The sequence below is a fragment of the Amycolatopsis sp. A1MSW2902 genome, from assembly GCF_017312175.1.
GTDB classification, from domain to species: Bacteria; Actinomycetota; Actinomycetes; order Mycobacteriales; family Pseudonocardiaceae; genus Amycolatopsis; species Amycolatopsis nivea.
Window position 1 is genome coordinate 1 of sequence record NZ_QJPO01000002.1, and the last position, 16,377, is coordinate 16,377.

Sequence of the window (16,377 nt, forward strand, 5' to 3'; positions counted from 1 at the left end):
GCCGCGGAGCCGTTCGCCGCGCTGGTGCGGCGGGTGGACGAGGAACAGATCCGGCTGCTGGACCACCAGCACGCCGGCCTCGCGGCTGTCCAGCGCTGGGCCGGCACCGGCGAACTGTTCGATACCCTGGTCGTGTTCGAGAGCTACCCGGTGGACGACGAGCGGCTCGCCGGAGCCGAGAAATCGGCCGGGCTGAGCGTCGAGGCCGTCGCGGGAACGGACGCCACCACTACCCGCTGGCCCTGGTCGTCGAACCGGGGGAGGCGCTCGTTCTCGGCCTGGACCACCGGCCCGGCGCGGTCGACGCCGACGCCGTCCTGGCGCGGCTCACCGGCGTCCTCGACGCGATCACGGCCGATCCGGCGGTGCTCGTCGGCCGGATTCCCCTTGCCGCCGAAGCGGAACCGCGAGGCGCGGAGGTCGCCCTGGAACCGGCGACCCTGCCGGAGCTGTTCGCCGCGCGGGCCGCCGCCGCCCCGGACGCGGTGGCCGTCGCCGCGGCCGGGCGGTCGCTGACCTACGCGGAGTTCGACGAGCTGGTCGCCCGGATCGCGGCGAGCCTCGACGCCGGTCCCGGCGACCTCGTCGGGGTGAGCCTGCCCCGGTCGATCGAGCTGGTCGCGGTGCTGCACGCGGTCCACCGGTGCGGTGCCGCGTACGTGCCGATCGACCCCGGCTACCCGCCCGCGCGCCGCGAGTTCCTCGCTGCGGACTCGGTCCCCGGCGTCGCTGATCACGGCTCTGCCCGAACTGGGCGCCGAGCGGCGGCCGCTGGTGAAGGTCCCCGATACCGCGCCCGCGTACGTGATCTACACGTCCGGTTCTACCGGCCGCCCCAAGGGCGTGGTGGTGGACCACCGAGCCGTCGTCAACCGGCTGCGGTGGATGGCCGACGAGTACGGCTTCGGCGCGGAGACCCGGACCCTGCAGAAGACGCCGATCTCCTTCGACGTCTCGGTGTGGGAACTGTTCCTGCCGCTGCTCACCGGGGGCACGCTGGTCATCGCGCCGCCGGACGCGCATCAGGACCCGGCGCGGCTGGCCGCGGTGATCCGGGAGGAACGCGTCGACACCGTCCACTTCGTCCCGTCGATGCTGCGGCCGTTCCTGGCCGAACCGTCGGCGGCGGACCTGCCGCTGCGCCGGATCTTCTGTTCCGGCGAAGCGCTGCCGGGCGACCTGGTGCTCGCCGCCCGGGAAGTGCTGCCCGAGGCGAGGGTGCACAACCTGTACGGGCCGACCGAGGCCGCGGTGGACGTCACCGCCTGGGACACGGCGGGGGGACGGCAGCGGGCCGGTCCCGCTCGGGCATCCGGTGTGGAACACCGGCACCACGTTCTCGACGCGGCGCTGCGGCCGGTGCCGCGCGGCTGCGCCGGCGAGCTGTACCTCTCCGGCGTCCAGTTGGCTCACGGTTACCTGCGGCGGCCCGGCCTCACCGCGACCCGGTTCGTCGCCGGGCCGGACGGCACCCGGCTCTACCGCACCGGAGATCTCGCCCGGCGCCGGCGGGCGTTCTCGAATACCTCGGCCGCGGCGACGACCAGGTGAAGATCCGCGGCGTGCGGATCGAACCCAGCGAGGTGGCGGCGGCGCTCTCGGCACTGCCCGGGATCACCGGGGCCGAGGTCGCGGTGCGAGACACCGGGCTGGTCGGCTACCTCACCGGTGCACCGCGCCCCGGAGCCGAGCTTCGCGCCGAATCGCGCGAGAGCCTGCCGGAACAGCTGGTGCCCTCGGCGTTCGTGTGGCTTGACGCGTTCCCGTTGACCCCCAACGGGAAACTGGACCGTGCCGCGCTGCCGGAACCCGACCGTCAGGCCGAAACCGGTTCCGCCGGACCGCGGACCGAGACCGAGCGCGTGCTCGCCGCGGCCGTGGCGGAAGTACTGGGGCTGGACCGGGTAGGGGTGTTCGACGATTTCTTCGCGCTCGGCGGGGGACAGCATCCGCTCGCTGCACCTGGTCGGCCGGGTGCGGCCGGACGGGTTGAAGATCAACCCGCGGCAGGTGTTCGAGCTGCGCACCGCGGCCGCGCTGGCGGAGGCCGCCGAATCCGTCGACCTCGCGGCGGAGTCGCTGCCGTCCGAGGCGGAACCGTTGATCGAACTGGACGAGGACGAGTTCGCCGAGTTCTCGGGTGATTGGAGCGTTTCGTGAGTGCCGCCCGCGGTGTCCAGGACGTGCTGCCGCTGTCCCCGTTGCAGGAGGGCTTGCTCTTCCTGTCCACTTGGGACAGCGCGGCCACCGACGTCTACACCATCCAGCAGGTGTTCGACCTGCGCGGGGCGCTCGACCTCGAACGGATGCGCGCGGCGGCGGCCGTGGTGCTGGAACGGCATCCGAACCTGCGCGCGGCCTTCCGGGCCCGCAAGAGCGGCGAGACCGTTCAGCTCATCCCCGAAGCTGTGCCGGTGCCGTGGCAGGCAGACGACGTCGCCGAGGCCGGCGTGCCCGCGCTGCTGGACGCCGACCGGGCGAGCCGGTTCGACCTCGCGAAGCCGCCGCTGATCCGGTTCCGGCTGCTGCGGCTGGCTCCCGAGCACCACAAGCTCGTGATCACCGCGCACCACCTGCTGCTCGACGGCTGGTCCGGTCCGCTGCTGGGGGAGGAACTGTTCACCGCCTACGGCCGCGAAGACCTGCCGCCCGCGCCGAAATACCGGGACTATCTGGCCTGGCTCGGCAGGCAAGACCGCGAGGCGGCCCGCACGGCTTGGCGCGAATCGCTGGCCGGGCTCGCCGATCCGACGCTGCTCGCCCCCGGAGCCACTCCCGCCGCGGAGTTCCCGCGCGAGCACGAAGTCCGGCTGTCCTCAACGGACACTGAACGGCTCGCGGCGTGGGCCCGCGAACAGCGCGTCACGCTCAACACCGTCCTGCAAGCGGCGTGGGCGGTCGTGCTCGGCAAGGTCACCGGCCGCCGGGACGTCGTGTTCGGCGCCACCGTGTCCGGCAGGCCCGCCGAACTGCCCGGCGTCGACCGGATGATCGGCCTGTTCATCAACACGCTCCCGGTCCGGGTCCGGCTCGACCCGGCGGAGACGCTCGCCGGTCTCGTCGCCCGGGTGCAAGCGGAGCAGGCCGCGCTGCTGGACCACCAGTACCTCGGGCTCGCCGAAATCCAGCGCGAAGCCGGGCACAGCGAACTGTTCGACGACACGCTCACCGTGTTCCAGAGCGCTCCTGCGGACGCCGAGGCGCTCCGCGCTGCCGACGAAGCTTCCGGGCTCGCGGTGCGAGCCGAGGAAACCCGAAGCGTCACGCACTATCCCTTGACCGCGGTCGCGCTGCCTGGCGACGAATTCGCCGTCGCGCTGGTGTACCGGGAAGATCTCGTCGACGCGACACTGGTCCGGCGAGCGGCCGCTCTGCTGCGGGAGCTGCTCACGGCGCCGCCCGAGCGGCGGATCGGATCGGTCGAGCTGACCACCGCCGACGAGCGGGAACTGGTGCTGCGCAAGTTCAACTCCGCGACGTTGCCGCGGGCGGGCGAGTCGCTGGTGGACCTGTTCGTCCAGCAGGCAAGCGAGACCGGAGGCGATCGCCGTCGAGGACGGCGGGGTCGCGGTCAGCTACGGCGAACTGCACGAGCGGGCCGCCCGGCTCGCCGGGGTCCTGATCGAACGCGGCGCCGGGCCGGAGCAGGTCGTCGGCGTGGCGATCAACCGCGGGCTCGGGTTCCTGACCGCGATGCTGGGCGTCCAGCTGGCCCGGGCGGCGTACCTGCCGCTGGACCCGGAGTATCCGGCCGACCGGATCGCGTACATGCTCTCCGACGCGCACCCGGCGCTGCTCGTCGCCGATCCGTCCACAGCGGACAAGATGGCGGAGCACGGCGTCCCGCTCGTCGTGCTGGACGGCGCCTTGCCCGAACCGCCCGCGCAGCTTCCGCTGCCGCATCCGGACAGCGCGGCGTACCTGATCTACACCTCGGGATCGACCGGGCGACCCAAGGGAGTGCTGGTGCCGCACCGCGGGGTGCCGGACCTGGTGGCGATGTTCGCCGATTCGGTCCGGAGCGGCCCCGGGAGCCGCGTGCTGCTGTTCGCCTCGCCCAGCTTCGACGTCTCGCTCGCCGAGCTGTCCCGCAACTGCTCGCCGGCGCGACCGCCGTGGTCGTCCCGGAGGAAAGCCGCCTGGGCGAACCTCTCGCGGAGTTCGTTGCCGCACAAGGGCTGACCCACATGTTTCGTGCCGCCCTCGGCACTGGCCACCCTCGCCGGGTCCGACCTGCCCGAAGGCGTCACGCTGATCGCGGGCACCGACGCGCTCACCCCGGAACTGGTTCGCCCGCTGGAGCCGCGGCCGCCGGATGTTCAACGCCTACGGCCCCACCGAATGCACGGTCAACTCCACGCTCTGGCGGTGCGAGGCCGGACAGCGCGTGGTGATCGGCCCGCCCGACCCGAACAAACAGGCTTACGTCCTCGACGCCGATCTGCGGCCGGTGCCGCCGGGCACGGCCGGCGAACTGTACGTCGCCGGAGGGCTGGCGCGCGGCTACTTCGGCCTGCCCGGCCTGACCTCCACGCGGTTCGTGGCCTGCCCGTTCGGCGCTCCCGGCGAACGGATGTACCGCACCGGCGACCTCGTCCGCTGGACCGCCGACGGCGCTCTCGACTTCCTCGGCCGAGTCGGACCACCAGGTGAAGATCCGGGGTTTCCGCGTCGAACTCGGCGAAGTCGAGACGGCGCTGTGCGACCGGCCCGGAGTCGCCGAGGCGGTCGCCGTCGTCCGGGAGGACCAGCCCGGCGTCCGCCGCATGATCGCCTACGTGACCGGCTGAGCCCGGAGCCGAGCCGGTGCCCGGGGACCTGCGTGCCGCGCTGGCGGCCCGGATGCCGGACTACTCGGTGCCGTCCGCGATCGTAGTGCTCGACCGGCTGCCGCTGAACGGTGAACGCGAAGGTGGACCGCGGCGCACTGGCCTCCGCCGGCGGGTTCGCGGCCGGACCTGAGCGGGCTGACCGGCGATGCCGCCCCGAGCACGCCCGGGGAAAAGGCGCTGGCCGACGCGTTCGCCGCGGTGCTGGGCCTGCCGTCGATTTCCGTGACGGACGACTTCTTCGGCTTCGGCGGCGACAGCATCCTGTCGCTGCAGGTGGTGAGCCGGGCGCGGCAGGCCGGGCTGCGGATCACCCCGCGGCAGGTGTTCGAGGCGAGGACGGTGGCGGCGCTCGCCGAACTGGCCGAGCCGGTGACCGCCGCCGGTCCGGCTGAAGTGCCCGCCGTCGGCGTCGTCGCGCAGATCCCGATGATCGCCGCCCTGCTCGAACGCGGCGGCGTGCCCCGGCGGTTCAGCCAGTCCGCCGTCGTGCGGACCCGCGCGGGCTGACCGAGCCGGAGCTGAACCGCGTGCTGCGAACGGTGCTGGACCGGCACGGCGCGCTGCGGGCCACCCTCGGCGCACGCTGCGCATCCGCCGCCAGGCGCGGCGATTCACCGTACGGCGCGTGCCAGGCGTGGCCGGACCAGGAACTGCTGCACCGCGAAGCAACGGCTGCCGAAGCCCGCTTTGGATCCCGCCGCCGGGGTCATGGTCCGGGCAGTGTGGTTCGGCCCCGAAGGCGCGCCGGGCCGGTTGCTGCTGGTGATCCACCACGCGGTGATCGACGGCGTGTCCTGGCGGATCCTGTTCGACGACCTCGCCGCCGCCCGCGGCCGGTCGCGAACTGCCCGCGGTGCCCGTTTCGTTGCGTGCTTGGCGGCGAGTCTGGCCCCGCGCATCGAAAAGCTGCGGGCGGGATCTGCCGTACTGGCGCGAAGTGCTGGGAAGCACCACTCCGGTGACCGGAACCGTCGGCGACGTCCGCGAGGTCCGTGTGACGCTTCCCGCGCGACATCACCGACACGCTTCTTTCCGGGTCCCGAAGTCGTTCCGGGCCGGGATCCAAGACGCCTTGCTCAGCACCCTCGCCACTGCCGTGACGCGCGTGCGGGGCACGATTCGGTGCTGATCGAAACCGAAGGGCACGGCCGCGACGAAGACCTCGACCTGTCGCGCACGGTCGGCTGGCTCACCTCGTCGGCGCCGCTGCGGATAAACCGCCGGACCCCGATCCCGTGCGCCAGCTCAAGCAGGCCAAGGACGCCCGGCTGCGGGTTCCCGCCGGGTACGCGTTGCTGCGGTACCTCACCGGAGACATGAAAGGGCATCCCGAGGTGCTGTTCAACTACCTCGGCCGCTTCGACGTCGAGGCGCCCGGTGAGGAAGCCGACTGGCGCCCGGAAGGCGGACTGGGCGGGCGACCTCGATCCCGGAACCCCCGGCGTCGCACGCCCTGGAAGTGAACTGGCTCGGTGACGTCCCGCCGGGCTGGAGGCGAGTTTGGCCGTCCTGCCCGGCACAGTGGACGCCGAGGCCGTCGGCGCCGAGTGGATGGCCGCCGCCCGCGGAACTGGCCAGCGGCTGACCCCGGACGGCATCGGCGGAGTCTCCGCAGCGGATTTCCCGTTGCTGGACTTGACTCTCGACGAAGTCGACGAGATCGGCGACGCCGGCCGACGTCTGGCCGCTCTCGCCGCTGCAGGAAGGAATGCTCTTCCTCGCGTCGTTCGACGAGGACAGCCTCGACGTCTACGTCCCCAGCAGATGCTGGACCTGCGCGACGCGGATCCGGGGAGGCTGCGCACCGCCGCCGCGCGCCTGCTGGAACGGCATCCGAACCTCGGCGCGGGCTTCCGCTACCTCGCCTCCGGCCGGGCCGTGCAGGTCGTTCCGCGCTCGGCCGGCCTCGACTGGCGGGAACTCGCCGGGGCCGACGCGGAGGCCGTCGCCGCAGAGGAACGGTTGCGGCCCTTCGCCTTGGCCGAGCCGCCGCTCATCCGGTTCACGCTCTTCGACACCGGCGACGGAGGCCACCGGCTCCTGATCACCAGCCACCACATCGTCCTCGACGGCTGGTCCGCGCCGCTGCTCGGCCAGGAACTGCTGGAGCTGTACCGCACCGGCGAGCCGCCGAAAGCCCGGCCGTACCGCGACTACCTGGACTGGCTCGGCCGCCAGGACCGCGAAACCGCCCGCGCGGCGTGGCGGAACGCGCTGTCCGGACTCGACGGAACGAGCCTGCTCGCCCCGCCCGGCGGTGAGCTTGTCGGCCGCGGCCAGAGCCCTGCCCGACAAACTCTCGGTCGGCCTGACCGAGGACCACACGACCCGGCTCGCCGCGTGGGCGCGGAAGAACGGCGTCACGCTCAACACTGTCGTGCAGGCGGTGTGGTCGCTGCTGCTGGGCGGGGCTGACCGGCCGCCGGGACGTCGTGTTCGGCGCGACCGTCTCCGGCCGTCCCGCCGACCTGCCCGGCGCCGACCGGATGATCGGGCTGTTCATCAACACCCTGCCGGTCCGCGTCCGCACCGCGGCGGCCGAAACGCTCGGCGCGCTGCTCGCGCGCGTGCAGGGGGAGCAGGCCGCGCTGCTGGACCACCAGTACCTCAGCCTCGCCGAAATCCAGCGCCAAGCCGGGTCCGGCGAACTGTTCGACACGCTGCTGGTCTTCCAGAGCTACCCGGTGGACGCCGAAGCGCTCGCCGAGAGCGAGCGGCAGGCAGGCGTCCAGGTCACCGGCGTCCAAGGCGAGGACGCCACGCACTATCCGCTCACGATCGTCGCCGCGCCCGGCCCGCGGCTCGAACTGATCCTCGAATACCGCACCGACGTTTTCACCGCCGAACGGATCGCCGAACTGGGACAGTCCCTTGCGGACTTGCTGGCCGGAGTACCCGAACAGCAGGACACCCCGGTCGGCCGGCTCGAAGTGCTTTCGCGGCGGCAGCGGGACCTGGTGCTGCGCCAGCGGAACGAGACCGCTCTCCCGGTACCGGAGTCCACTGTGGTCGATCTGTTCGACGACCAGGTCCGCCGCGGCCCGGACGCGGTCGCGCTCGCCTGCGAAGACCGGACGCTGACCTACCGTGAGCTGGACGCGCGAGCCAACCGCCTCGCCCGTGCGCTCATCGCCCGGGGAGCCGGGCCGGAGGAAATCGTCGCGATCCGCCTGCGCCGGACGGAACGGTTCTTCGTCGCGCTGCTGGCGGTCCTCAAGTCCGGGGCCGCGTACCTGCCGATCGACCCCGCCCAGCCGGAAGACCGGACGGCGGACCTCCTCGCCGACGCGAAACCGCTGCTCGTGCTCGCCGACGACTGGCCCGACGACACGGCTTTCGCCGCGGACCCGGTCACCGACGCCGACCGTCGCGTGCCGCTGCGGCCGCAGCACCCCGTCCACCTGATCTACACCTCCGGGTCGACCGGGAAGCCGAAGGGGGTGCTCGTCCCGCACCGCGGCATCGTCAACCTGGCGCACAGCCACGACCGCGACGTTTTCGGGCCCGCCCGGGAACGAACCGGGCGGGAGCGGCTGCGGATCGGGCACAACTGGTCGTTCTCCTTCGACGCCTCCTGGCAGCCCTCGCTCGGCCTGCTGCGCGGCCACGAACTGCACGTCGTCACCGAGGACGTCCGGGTCGACGCCGAGGCGCTGGCCCGGTTCCTGATCGAGCGGCGGATCGATTTCGTCGAGGTCACCCCGTCGCATTTCGTCCAGCTGGCGGCAGCGGGGCTCGTGCGCGACGGACAGTGCCCGCTTGCTGTGGTCGGGGTCGGCGGGGAAGCGGTGCCGCCGGGACTGTGGAACGAACTGCGCAGTCTGCCGGGAACCGAGGCGTACAACTTCTACGGTCCCACTGAGTGCACAGTGGACACTGTCATCGCGCGGTTGCGGGACACCGAAGGCCCGGTGATCGGCCGCGCGGTCGCCAACACCCGACTTCGCGTGCTGGACGACGCGCTTCGTCCGGTCGCGCCCGGCGTTGTCGGCGAGCTCTACCTCAGCGGTGCCCAGCTGGCCCGCGGATACCTCGGCGCGCCCGGTCTTACCGCGACCCGGTTCGTCGCCGACCCGTTCGACAGCGGCCGGATGTACCGCACTGGCGACCTCGCCCGCTGGACCGAGGACGGCCGCCTCGAATTCCGCGGCCGCGCCGACGACCAGGTCAAGGTCCGCGGCCACCGCGTCGAACCGGGCGAGATCGAGGCCCGGCTGTCCGCGCATCCGGCGGTCTCGGACGCGGTCGTCGTCGTCCGCGACGACCGCTTGATCGGCTACGCCGTCGCCGACGAGTCCACAGTGGACGGACCGGCGCTCCGTACCGCGCTCGCCGCTTCGTTGCCGGACTTCCTGGTGCCCTCGGCGGTGGTGCTGCTCGAAGCGCTCCCGGTCACCCCGAACGGCAAGGTCGACCGCGCCGCGCTGGCGACCGCGGACTGGGCCGCGCCCGACCTTTCCGCACTCAGCGGCGGAACCGCTCCGCGCACCCCGCGCGAGCACGTGCTGGCGGAGATCGTCGCCGAGGTGCTCGGCTTGCCGTCAGTAGGCGTCGAGGACGACTTCTTCGCACTGGGCGGCGACAGCATCCTGTCCATGCAGGTCGTCGGCAGGGCTCGCGCGGCCGGGCTGCGGATCACCCCGCGCACCGTCTTCGAGCGCCGCAGCGTGGCCGCGCTCGCCGAAGCCGCGACCGGACTCGGCGGCGCGCAGCGGACCGCGGTCCCGGCGACGGGCAGCTTCCCGGCGACGCCGATCATGCTCGCCCAGCGCGAGCGCGGCGGCCCGATCGGCAGGCTCAGCCAGTATTCGGTGCTGCGCGTCCCGACCGGAGCCGGCCTCGACCGGCTCAGCGAGGTGCTGACCGCCCTGCAGGACCGGCACCCGATCCTGCGGGCACGGCTCGGCGAAGACTGGACCGTGCACGTCGGCGAAGCGAACAAGCCGGTGCTGCGCCGCGTCGACCTCGGCGACCGCCCGGACGACGACCTGTTCACCACGGAGTTCCCGGAGTTCGAACGCACCGTCCGCGAGCTGAACCCGTTCACCGGCGACGTCCTCCGCGCGGTGTGGTTCGACGCGGGCGACCGGCCGGGCCGCCTGCTGCTGATGATCCACCACCTGGTGGTCGACGCGGTGTCGTGGCGCGCGCTGTCGGAAGACCTCGCCGCCCTCGGCCGCGGGCTCGACCTGCCGCCGGTGGAGGTTCCGTTCCGCGAGTGGGCGCTGCGGCTGTCCGAACTGGACCGGAGCGCGGAACTGCCGTACTGGCAAGGGATCTCGGGCACGGTGCCGGTGGCCGCCCGGCCGCTCGGCCCCGGCGACACGATCTCGCGAGGCCGCGACGACGTCGTGCACGTGTCCGCCGAGACGACGAAGGCGCTGCTCGGGCCGGTGCCCGCGGCGCTCGGCTGCGGGGTGCAGGACCTCCTGCTGGCAGCGCTGGCTTCGGCGGTCGCGGAACACCGGGGCGGCGACGCGCTGCTAGTCGACCTCGAAAGCCACGGACGCGCGGAAAACCTGCTCGGCGACGCCGATCTGTCCCGCACAGTGGGGTGGTTCACGTCGCTGTACCCGGTGCGCGTCGCGCTGGACAAGGACTTGGCCGCCGCTGCCCGCCGGTTGTCCGACGAGCAGAAAGCCGTGCCCGACAACGGAATCGGATACGGGGTGTTGCGCTACGGCGCGGGGGAGCACCTCCCCTCGGCCGAGGTGCTGTTCAACTACATCGGACAGAACGACCCCGGCCGGGCGCGGGACGAGGACTGGCTCGTCGCGCCCGGCAAGAACGTCATCGGCGGCGACGTCGACCCGGAAGCCCGCGCCACGCACGCGTTGTCGATCAACGCCTCGGTCGGGCAAGGGGTGCTGACCGCGCACTGGTCGTACCTGCCGGAGGCGGTCCCGGCCGGGCTGGTGGCCAGGATCACGCGGTCCTGGACGGCCAACCTTGACCGGTTGGTGACCTCTCCCGGGCGAAAAGATGATTAGGATAGCCTGCCCTAATTAGACGGACATGACCAAGACCAGCGGGTTTGGCAGAGAGGTAGGCGTCGTGAGGACGCAGTTCCAGAAGTGGCGCACGACAGTGGCCGGGATTTCGGCCGCAGTGCTGGCGTTCGGCGCCGCAGCCTGTGGCTCGACCGACGAGAACGCCGGCGCGGAGGGCGCCACGCGGCCGTTCGACACCCCGAGCGGGCAGGCGCAGATCCCGGTCGCGCCGAAATCGGTGGTGGCGCTCGACCAGTACACCTACTTCGGCCTGCTGGACGTCGGCGTGCACCCCAAGGCCACCGCGTCCGGCTACACCGACAGCTTCGCGGTGTACCCGCCCTACGCCGCCGAGTACGCCAAGGCCCCGAAGGTCGGCGGTTCGATGGAGATCGACATCGAGCAGGTCGGCGCCCAGGCCCCGGATCTCATCCTCGGCAACAAGTTCCTCTCCCTGGAAAAGCACAAGATCGAGGACTACCAGAAGCTCGCCCCGACGGTGATCCTCGGCGGGGCGCCCGGCGAACCCGGCGTCGCCTGGCCGCAGTGGGTCGTCCAGGCCGCCGACGCGGTGGGCAAGAAGCCCGAGGCCGAGGCGCTGAAGAAGCAGTACGAGGACCGCGCGGCGCAGATCAAGTCGACGTACAAGGACAAGCTGTCGAAGCTGAAGTTCGCGCTGATCAACGGCGGCGGCGGGAAGTGGTACCTGAACCTCGACGAATCGTGGGGCGGCACCATCCTCAAAGACCTCGGCGTCCAGTTCGCCCGGGCCGGCGTCACCGACAAGAGCAACAACACGCCGGAGTTCTCCATCGAGAACCTGGACAAGCTCAACGAAGCCGACGTGATCCTGTACCAGGCCGACTACCAGGGCAAGGCCGGGCCGGACACGCAGCAGATCATCGACCTGCCCGCGTACCAGGGGCTGCGGGCGGTCAAGGCGGGCAAGTCGTTCCCGACCGGCAACTTCTACGCCCTGCACTACAAGGCCGCGATGGCGTTCCAGGACGAGATCGAAAAGATCCTCAAGGAGTACTGACCGGATCCGGGGCTCGGCGGTCCGCCGCGGACCGCCGAGCCCCGTCGCGTGAGGGGGAACCATTGGACAGCACCTCGGTCGCGCCCGCCCCGGCCAGGTCCTGGCGGCCGCGCGCCGGGCTCGCCGCGGTCCTGGTCCTCTCGGCCGTCGCGTACGGCTGGGGGAGCTGGGACCTCGGATTCGGGTACCCGTACTACAGCGCCGCCGTCAGCTCGATGTCCCGCGACTGGACGGCTTTCGCGTTCGGCTCGCTCGACCCGCTCGGCGTGGTGACCGTCGACAAGCCGCCGATGGCGCTGTGGGTGCAGGTGCTTTCCGTGCGGCTGCTGGGTTTCCACGGCTGGGCGCTGATCCTGCCCCAGGTGCTGGAAGGCGTCGCGGCAGTCTGGCTGCTGTACCTTGCGGTCCGCCGCTGGCAAGGGGAACGGGTCGCCCTGCTCGCCGCCGCGATTCTCGCCGCGACTCCGGTCGTCGTCGCGCTCGACCGCGACAACCTGCCCGACCCGCTGATGCTCCTGCTGCTCGTCGCCGCCGCGTACGCGCTGACCCGCGCGCTCGACGGCCCGGCGGGGGAGCGGCGGTGGATGGTCTTCGCCGCGGTGCTCCTCGGGTGCGCGTTCACCACGAAAATGGTGCAGGCGTGGCTGGTGTTGCCCGCGATCGGCGCGGCCTACCTGATCGGCTCTTCTTCCCCGGCGCGCGCGAAGACGCGGACCACGGCGCTTTTCGCAGCGGTGCTGGCGGTGGCTTCGTTCTGGTGGGTCGTGCTGGTCGACCTCTGGCCGTCGCCGAAACCCTTCATCGGCAGCAGCGTCGACGGCACCGCACGCGACCTCGTGTTCGGCTACAACGGCTTCGGCCGGATCTTCGGCCAGGATTTCGCCGCGGCCGCCAGCTACGCGGAGAACCACGGGAAATCCTTCTACCAAAGCGATCCCGGTGCCGGACGGCTTTTCGGGACGTCCTTGGGCGGCCAAGCCTCCTGGCTGCTGCCGCTCGCGCTGGCGGCGGTCGCCGCCGTGCTGGCGCTGACCCTCGCCGGACGCCGTCCGCCCCGGAAGACGCTGGCCGGCTGGGTGCTCTGGGGCGGCTGGCTGCTGGTCTGCGCAGCGGTGTTCAGCTTCATGCGCGGAATCTGGCTGCTGTACTACACCGCACAGCTCGCTCCCGCCGTCGCCGCGCTGTCGGCTGCCGCTTTCGCCGCCCTGTGGCGGCTTTACCGGGCCGGCGGGCGCTGGTGGCCGTTGCTGCCGGCGACAGTCGCGGCCCTGAGCGCGTGGGCGTGGGTGCTGGTTCGCCGCGACCCGGACTGGAACGGCTGGGTCGCCTGGGCCGTCGCCGCGGCGGCCCTGCTTTCGGTCGCCCTGCTCGTGTCGGGGCGGATCTCCCCGCGCCTGCGCACGGCCGGGCTCGCGACCGGACTGGCCGCCACGCTGGCGGCCCCGCTGACCTGGTCCGCCGCGACCACGATCGGCTACTCGGCGGGCTTGCCGATGCTGCCCGCGGCGGGTCCGGTGTCCCTGCAGACGGACTACCTGCCCCCGGACGTCCGAGACGACTTCCGGCAGCTGCTCGGCGGATGGGGCGCCCGCGACTTCCGCGCGGCGGCAGGAAAACTCGACGAACCGTCGGCGGCCTTGCTGTCCTATGCGGAACGCCGGGCCGGCTCCGCGAAGGTGACGCTCGCGGTGGAAACAGCCGACGCGGCCGCCCCGTTCCTCCTCGCGACCCGCCGGGGAGTGGTCGGCATGGCCGGATTCACCGGCCGCGACCCGGCCCCGTCCCCGGACCGCCTCCGAGAGTGGATCGACCGCGGCGACGCGGCCTTCGTCCTGCTCCTACCGGAACGCAGCCACTACGAGTTCGTCCGCTCCCGGTGCCGCTCGGTGCCGCCTGCGGAATCCGGTGCGTCTCGAGGCGTCGGCGACCTTTACCGGTGCGGCTAGCCGCGGAAACCCGTCGGAGAGCCCGACAGGGGAGCTAACGAACGCCCGAACGAATCCGCGGCTTCGGCCGGGCGCGGCGGCTAACCAGGATCACATTAGGGAAGCCTGCCTGAGTTGGGTTGCTCTGCAATGGTCTGGCCGGTGACGGCACGTTGCCCAGGCGCGGCATCCGCTCGCCGCGCTGCTGCCCGGCGTGCCCGATGACCAGCTGGTCGCCGGACCGGCTCCGCGCGGCGGCAGCGGCGACACGGTCGGCAACACCGCCTACGGTCCCAATTTTGTGCAGAGCGCCGGGGCGACGTTCCGGCTGGTCGTCGACGTCGGCGACTGGGACGCGTCGCTGGCGATGAATGCGTCCGGCCAGTGCAGGAACTGTTCGCACCCGGCCCGCTCGACGAGGCCGCCGAAACCGGTGACCTCGAAACATTCCTCGCCGCCATCGACTCCTACCGCGACACGGTGATCCGATTGGCGGACCAGGATTTTCTCGCCGAAACGCTGGCCGGCATCCAGGATCAGGCACACCTGCTGCGCCGCCGCATCCTCATGACGCCCGGCCGGATGGCCGAAAGCTTGGCCGAGCACCGTCGGATCATCGCCGCCCTCGCCGAAGGCGATGCCGAGAGTGCCGAAAAACTGGAGCGCCACAACATGAAAACTGCACGCATGCGACTACGTCGCTACCGCGATTTCCTCGTCTGAATCGCTCGTCCGAATCGAAGGAACTGTGCCGGCTGCATCGAATTCGCGCCGGAAAACACTCAAGTCCCTCCTCTCTCAACCGGGGCCGCTGGTGCGAGCGCGTCGATCGGGTCGGACTTGCCCGATGCCCGCAGGCGCTTGCGGAAATCGGAGCTCATCTGGGTCGGCACCCACACCACCTGTTCGCCCGCAGCGAGCAGGAACCGGACGAGCCCGCCGGCGACGTGGCGCACGTCCTCCACCGCCCATGCCCGCTGCTCGAACCGGCCGGCCCACGACAGGAGGGTCTTGAAGCCTCGTGGCCGGGCGGCGGTTTCGCGCACCGCGATCTGGCGTCCGTTGCCGTCGACGGCCACAGCGGCCAGGACGTTCTTGTGCGGGCCGACTCCGATATGACCATGCAGCACTCCACTTCTGTGCTCAGCGGGAATGTGAAGGCCGGGCCGGTGGACATGCCTCAATCAGGGGTAGGACCCACGCTCCAATCAAGCCACACCGGTTGGCCGGACACGGCGGCGGGCGACATGACAGGACCTCGTCAACCTCGCGGCGACAGCATGGATGCGAGTCAACCCACCACCGGCCGATCATCGACCACGGCACTGAACGACCCGCTCCCGGCCGCGCCACTCGGCGACAACACGGGAACGAGCCAGCCCACCGCCGCGCCGTTAGTCACCACGAAGGCGACTCACTGACTCTGACATTGGAGCGACAGGACCCCGGCGAGAGGGTGCGCATCGAGTATCCCCTCGACCTCGGTGGCGAGCTGTTTGCGTTGCTGGAGAACGGTTTTGAGGCTGTCAGCCAGTCGGGGCAGCACGGTGTCTGCTGCGGCGGTGCCCGGGGCGGTGACGGTCTGCTCGTCTAGCGCGGTCATGATCGCGGCGACGAGTTTGTCGCCCATCCTCGGGGCATGGGCAGTCGCGATCGCGGTGAGCTTGCGGCGTCCCGCCTTTCGGATTCCGGCTGGTCCGCCGCAGCGGGAGAGGATCTCCAGCACCGCCGGGTGGCTGATCCGGGTGCCGATCGCGCGTTCCAGGGCCGGGTGGATACCGGTGAGCAGGTCGCGGATGCGGTTGCCGATCCGGGTCGCTTCGCCGGCCAGGTCGTCGTCGAACCCGACCAGGCCTCCTGGAGATAGACGAAGTATCGCGGATTCTGCTCCCGTGGCCACAGCAGCAGGGGCAATTCGTGCAGGTCGGCAAGCCTGATTCGGGGCAGGTGGGCGCACGGGTGATCGCGGCTGAGGGCGGCGAACACCGGCTCGTGCGCGATGATCTGATGGCTGTATCCGTCGAGCGGGTCGAGGAAACGACCGAGCCCGATGTCGCCGCGCTCGGCCCGTAGACGCGCCGGTACAGCGCCGGTGTCGACAGAGATGTCCTCGATGGTGACGTCTGCCAGTTCCTTCTCGGCGCGGTTTATGATCGTCGGTAGCAGTTGGTTGACGACGCTCGGTGAGGCCACCACTTTGATCGTTCTCAACCGGCATTCCTCGAAGAGGCGGACCTCTCGGACTAGCCTGTCGGCGTGTGTGAGTAGGCGCTGGCCTTGTTCGACCATGGCCTCTCCCGCGGGTGTGAGAGACACCGAACGGCCCGTCCTGTCGCAGAGCGCGAGACCCAGAGCGCGTTCCAGTCGGGCGATCTCCTGGCTGACCGTGGGCTGGGAAATGTGCAGTGCCTCGGCAGCTCGTCCGAAGTGCAGGTGCTCGGCAGCGCTGGCGAAGATCTCCACCTGTCGCAACGTGACACTCTGTGAGTGTGTCGGTCAGCGGTTCCGGCCTGGTCCGATGCCAGGATCGGTGACCGGTGACACGGCGTGGGCCCACGCAAACTCTGGCCGCTTCGGCGTGCCCTTCGTTT

General features: G+C 71.4%; 15 protein-coding genes and 5 pseudogenes. 16 read left to right on the top strand and 4 right to left on the bottom strand.

Going from position 1 to position 16,377, the window contains the following annotated elements; all coding sequences use genetic code 11:
* Positions 1–485: 485 nt before the first annotated feature.
* Positions 486–662, top strand: a pseudogene (locus tag DMP23_RS48155) (AMP-binding protein); the annotation flags it as partial.
* Between the two features lie 112 nt (positions 663–774).
* Positions 775–1,551 (top strand): AMP-binding protein, encoded by a 777-nt coding sequence (locus DMP23_RS42730; protein ID WP_337824521.1) that lies wholly within the window; start codon positions 775–777, stop codon positions 1,549–1,551.
* Here DMP23_RS42730 and DMP23_RS42735 read toward each other — a convergent pair.
* Positions 1,479–1,949, bottom strand: a complete 471-nt coding sequence (locus DMP23_RS42735) for a hypothetical protein (RefSeq protein ID WP_337824522.1) — start codon at positions 1,947–1,949, stop codon at positions 1,479–1,481. The two genes, DMP23_RS42730 and DMP23_RS42735, sit on opposite strands and share 73 nt — an antisense overlap.
* Positions 1,950–1,974: 25 nt before the next feature.
* Between DMP23_RS42735 and DMP23_RS42740 the strand changes: the two genes are divergently transcribed.
* From DMP23_RS42740 to DMP23_RS42795, 14 genes and pseudogenes are all read left to right on the top strand, one after another.
* Entirely contained in the window at positions 1,975–2,160 is a 186-nt protein-coding gene (locus DMP23_RS42740; protein ID WP_337824523.1) for a hypothetical protein, read from the top strand.
* Between the two features lie 23 nt (positions 2,161–2,183).
* A pseudogene (locus DMP23_RS48160) lies at positions 2,184–3,437 on the top strand (condensation domain-containing protein); the annotation flags it as partial.
* A gap of 148 nt (positions 3,438–3,585) precedes the next feature.
* Positions 3,586–4,182: an AMP-binding protein gene (locus tag DMP23_RS48165; protein ID WP_443111370.1), complete on the top strand. Its 597-nt coding sequence runs from the start codon at positions 3,586–3,588 to the stop codon at positions 4,180–4,182.
* A 133-nt stretch (positions 4,183–4,315) separates the two neighbouring features.
* Positions 4,316–4,450, top strand: a pseudogene (locus DMP23_RS48170) (hypothetical protein); the annotation flags it as partial.
* Positions 4,451–4,649: 199 nt separating this feature from the next.
* Positions 4,650–4,790 (top strand): hypothetical protein, encoded by a 141-nt coding sequence (locus DMP23_RS42750; protein ID WP_337824525.1) that lies wholly within the window; start codon positions 4,650–4,652, stop codon positions 4,788–4,790.
* Between the two features lie 16 nt (positions 4,791–4,806).
* Positions 4,807–4,962, top strand: coding sequence for a hypothetical protein (locus tag DMP23_RS42755; protein ID WP_337824526.1), 156 nt, complete (start codon positions 4,807–4,809; stop codon positions 4,960–4,962).
* 92 nt (positions 4,963–5,054) lie between these two features.
* Positions 5,055–5,339 (top strand): phosphopantetheine-binding protein, encoded by a 285-nt coding sequence (locus DMP23_RS42760; protein WP_443111369.1) that lies wholly within the window; start codon positions 5,055–5,057, stop codon positions 5,337–5,339.
* Positions 5,340–6,067: 728 nt separating this feature from the next.
* The gene (locus tag DMP23_RS42765) at positions 6,068–6,295 is read left to right on the top strand and encodes a hypothetical protein (protein WP_337824527.1); all 228 of its coding nucleotides are present in this window, start codon (positions 6,068–6,070) and stop codon (positions 6,293–6,295) included.
* A 37-nt stretch (positions 6,296–6,332) separates the two neighbouring features.
* Positions 6,333–7,247 carry a condensation domain-containing protein gene (locus DMP23_RS42770; RefSeq protein ID WP_337824528.1) on the top strand — a complete coding sequence of 305 codons (915 nt, stop codon included), beginning with the start codon at positions 6,333–6,335 and terminating at the stop codon, positions 7,245–7,247.
* A 17-nt stretch (positions 7,248–7,264) separates the two neighbouring features.
* The gene (locus DMP23_RS42775) at positions 7,265–10,822 is read left to right on the top strand and encodes an amino acid adenylation domain-containing protein (RefSeq protein ID WP_337824529.1); all 3,558 of its coding nucleotides are present in this window, start codon (positions 7,265–7,267) and stop codon (positions 10,820–10,822) included.
* 64 nt (positions 10,823–10,886) lie between these two features.
* On the top strand, positions 10,887–11,861 hold the full coding sequence (locus DMP23_RS42780; RefSeq protein ID WP_337822021.1) for an ABC transporter substrate-binding protein: 975 nt from the start codon (positions 10,887–10,889) through the stop codon (positions 11,859–11,861).
* Positions 11,862–11,923: 62 nt separating this feature from the next.
* Positions 11,924–13,807, top strand: a complete 1,884-nt coding sequence (locus DMP23_RS42785; protein ID WP_337824530.1) for an ArnT family glycosyltransferase — start codon at positions 11,924–11,926, stop codon at positions 13,805–13,807.
* Positions 13,808–14,000: 193 nt separating this feature from the next.
* Complete coding sequence (locus DMP23_RS42790; protein WP_337824531.1) at positions 14,001–14,270, top strand: penicillin acylase family protein; 270 nt, start codon at positions 14,001–14,003, stop codon at positions 14,268–14,270.
* Positions 14,171–14,509 (top strand): FCD domain-containing protein, encoded by a 339-nt coding sequence (locus DMP23_RS42795; RefSeq protein ID WP_337824532.1) that lies wholly within the window; start codon positions 14,171–14,173, stop codon positions 14,507–14,509. The genes DMP23_RS42790 and DMP23_RS42795 overlap by 100 nt, the downstream gene beginning before the upstream one ends.
* 59 nt (positions 14,510–14,568) lie before the next feature.
* Here DMP23_RS42795 and DMP23_RS42800 read toward each other — a convergent pair whose 3' ends face one another.
* The 3 genes and pseudogenes from DMP23_RS42800 to DMP23_RS48175 form a co-directional block, all read right to left on the bottom strand.
* Positions 14,569–14,916, bottom strand: a complete 348-nt coding sequence (locus DMP23_RS42800) for an IS110 family transposase (RefSeq protein WP_337824533.1) — start codon at positions 14,914–14,916, stop codon at positions 14,569–14,571.
* A gap of 305 nt (positions 14,917–15,221) precedes the next feature.
* Positions 15,222–15,638: pseudogene (locus tag DMP23_RS42805) on the bottom strand (IS110 family transposase); the annotation flags it as partial.
* A 74-nt stretch (positions 15,639–15,712) separates the two neighbouring features.
* Positions 15,713–16,249 (bottom strand): annotated as a pseudogene (locus DMP23_RS48175) (LysR family transcriptional regulator); the annotation flags it as partial.
* Positions 16,250–16,377: the final 128 nt, after the last annotated feature.

What these genes read in the sequence shown, in the direction of transcription:
- DMP23_RS42735 (WP_337824522.1), bottom strand. Translation starts at nt 1,949, where the DNA reads ATGCTGTCCCCCGCCGAGCGCGAAGAAATCGTCGAACACCCCTACCCG.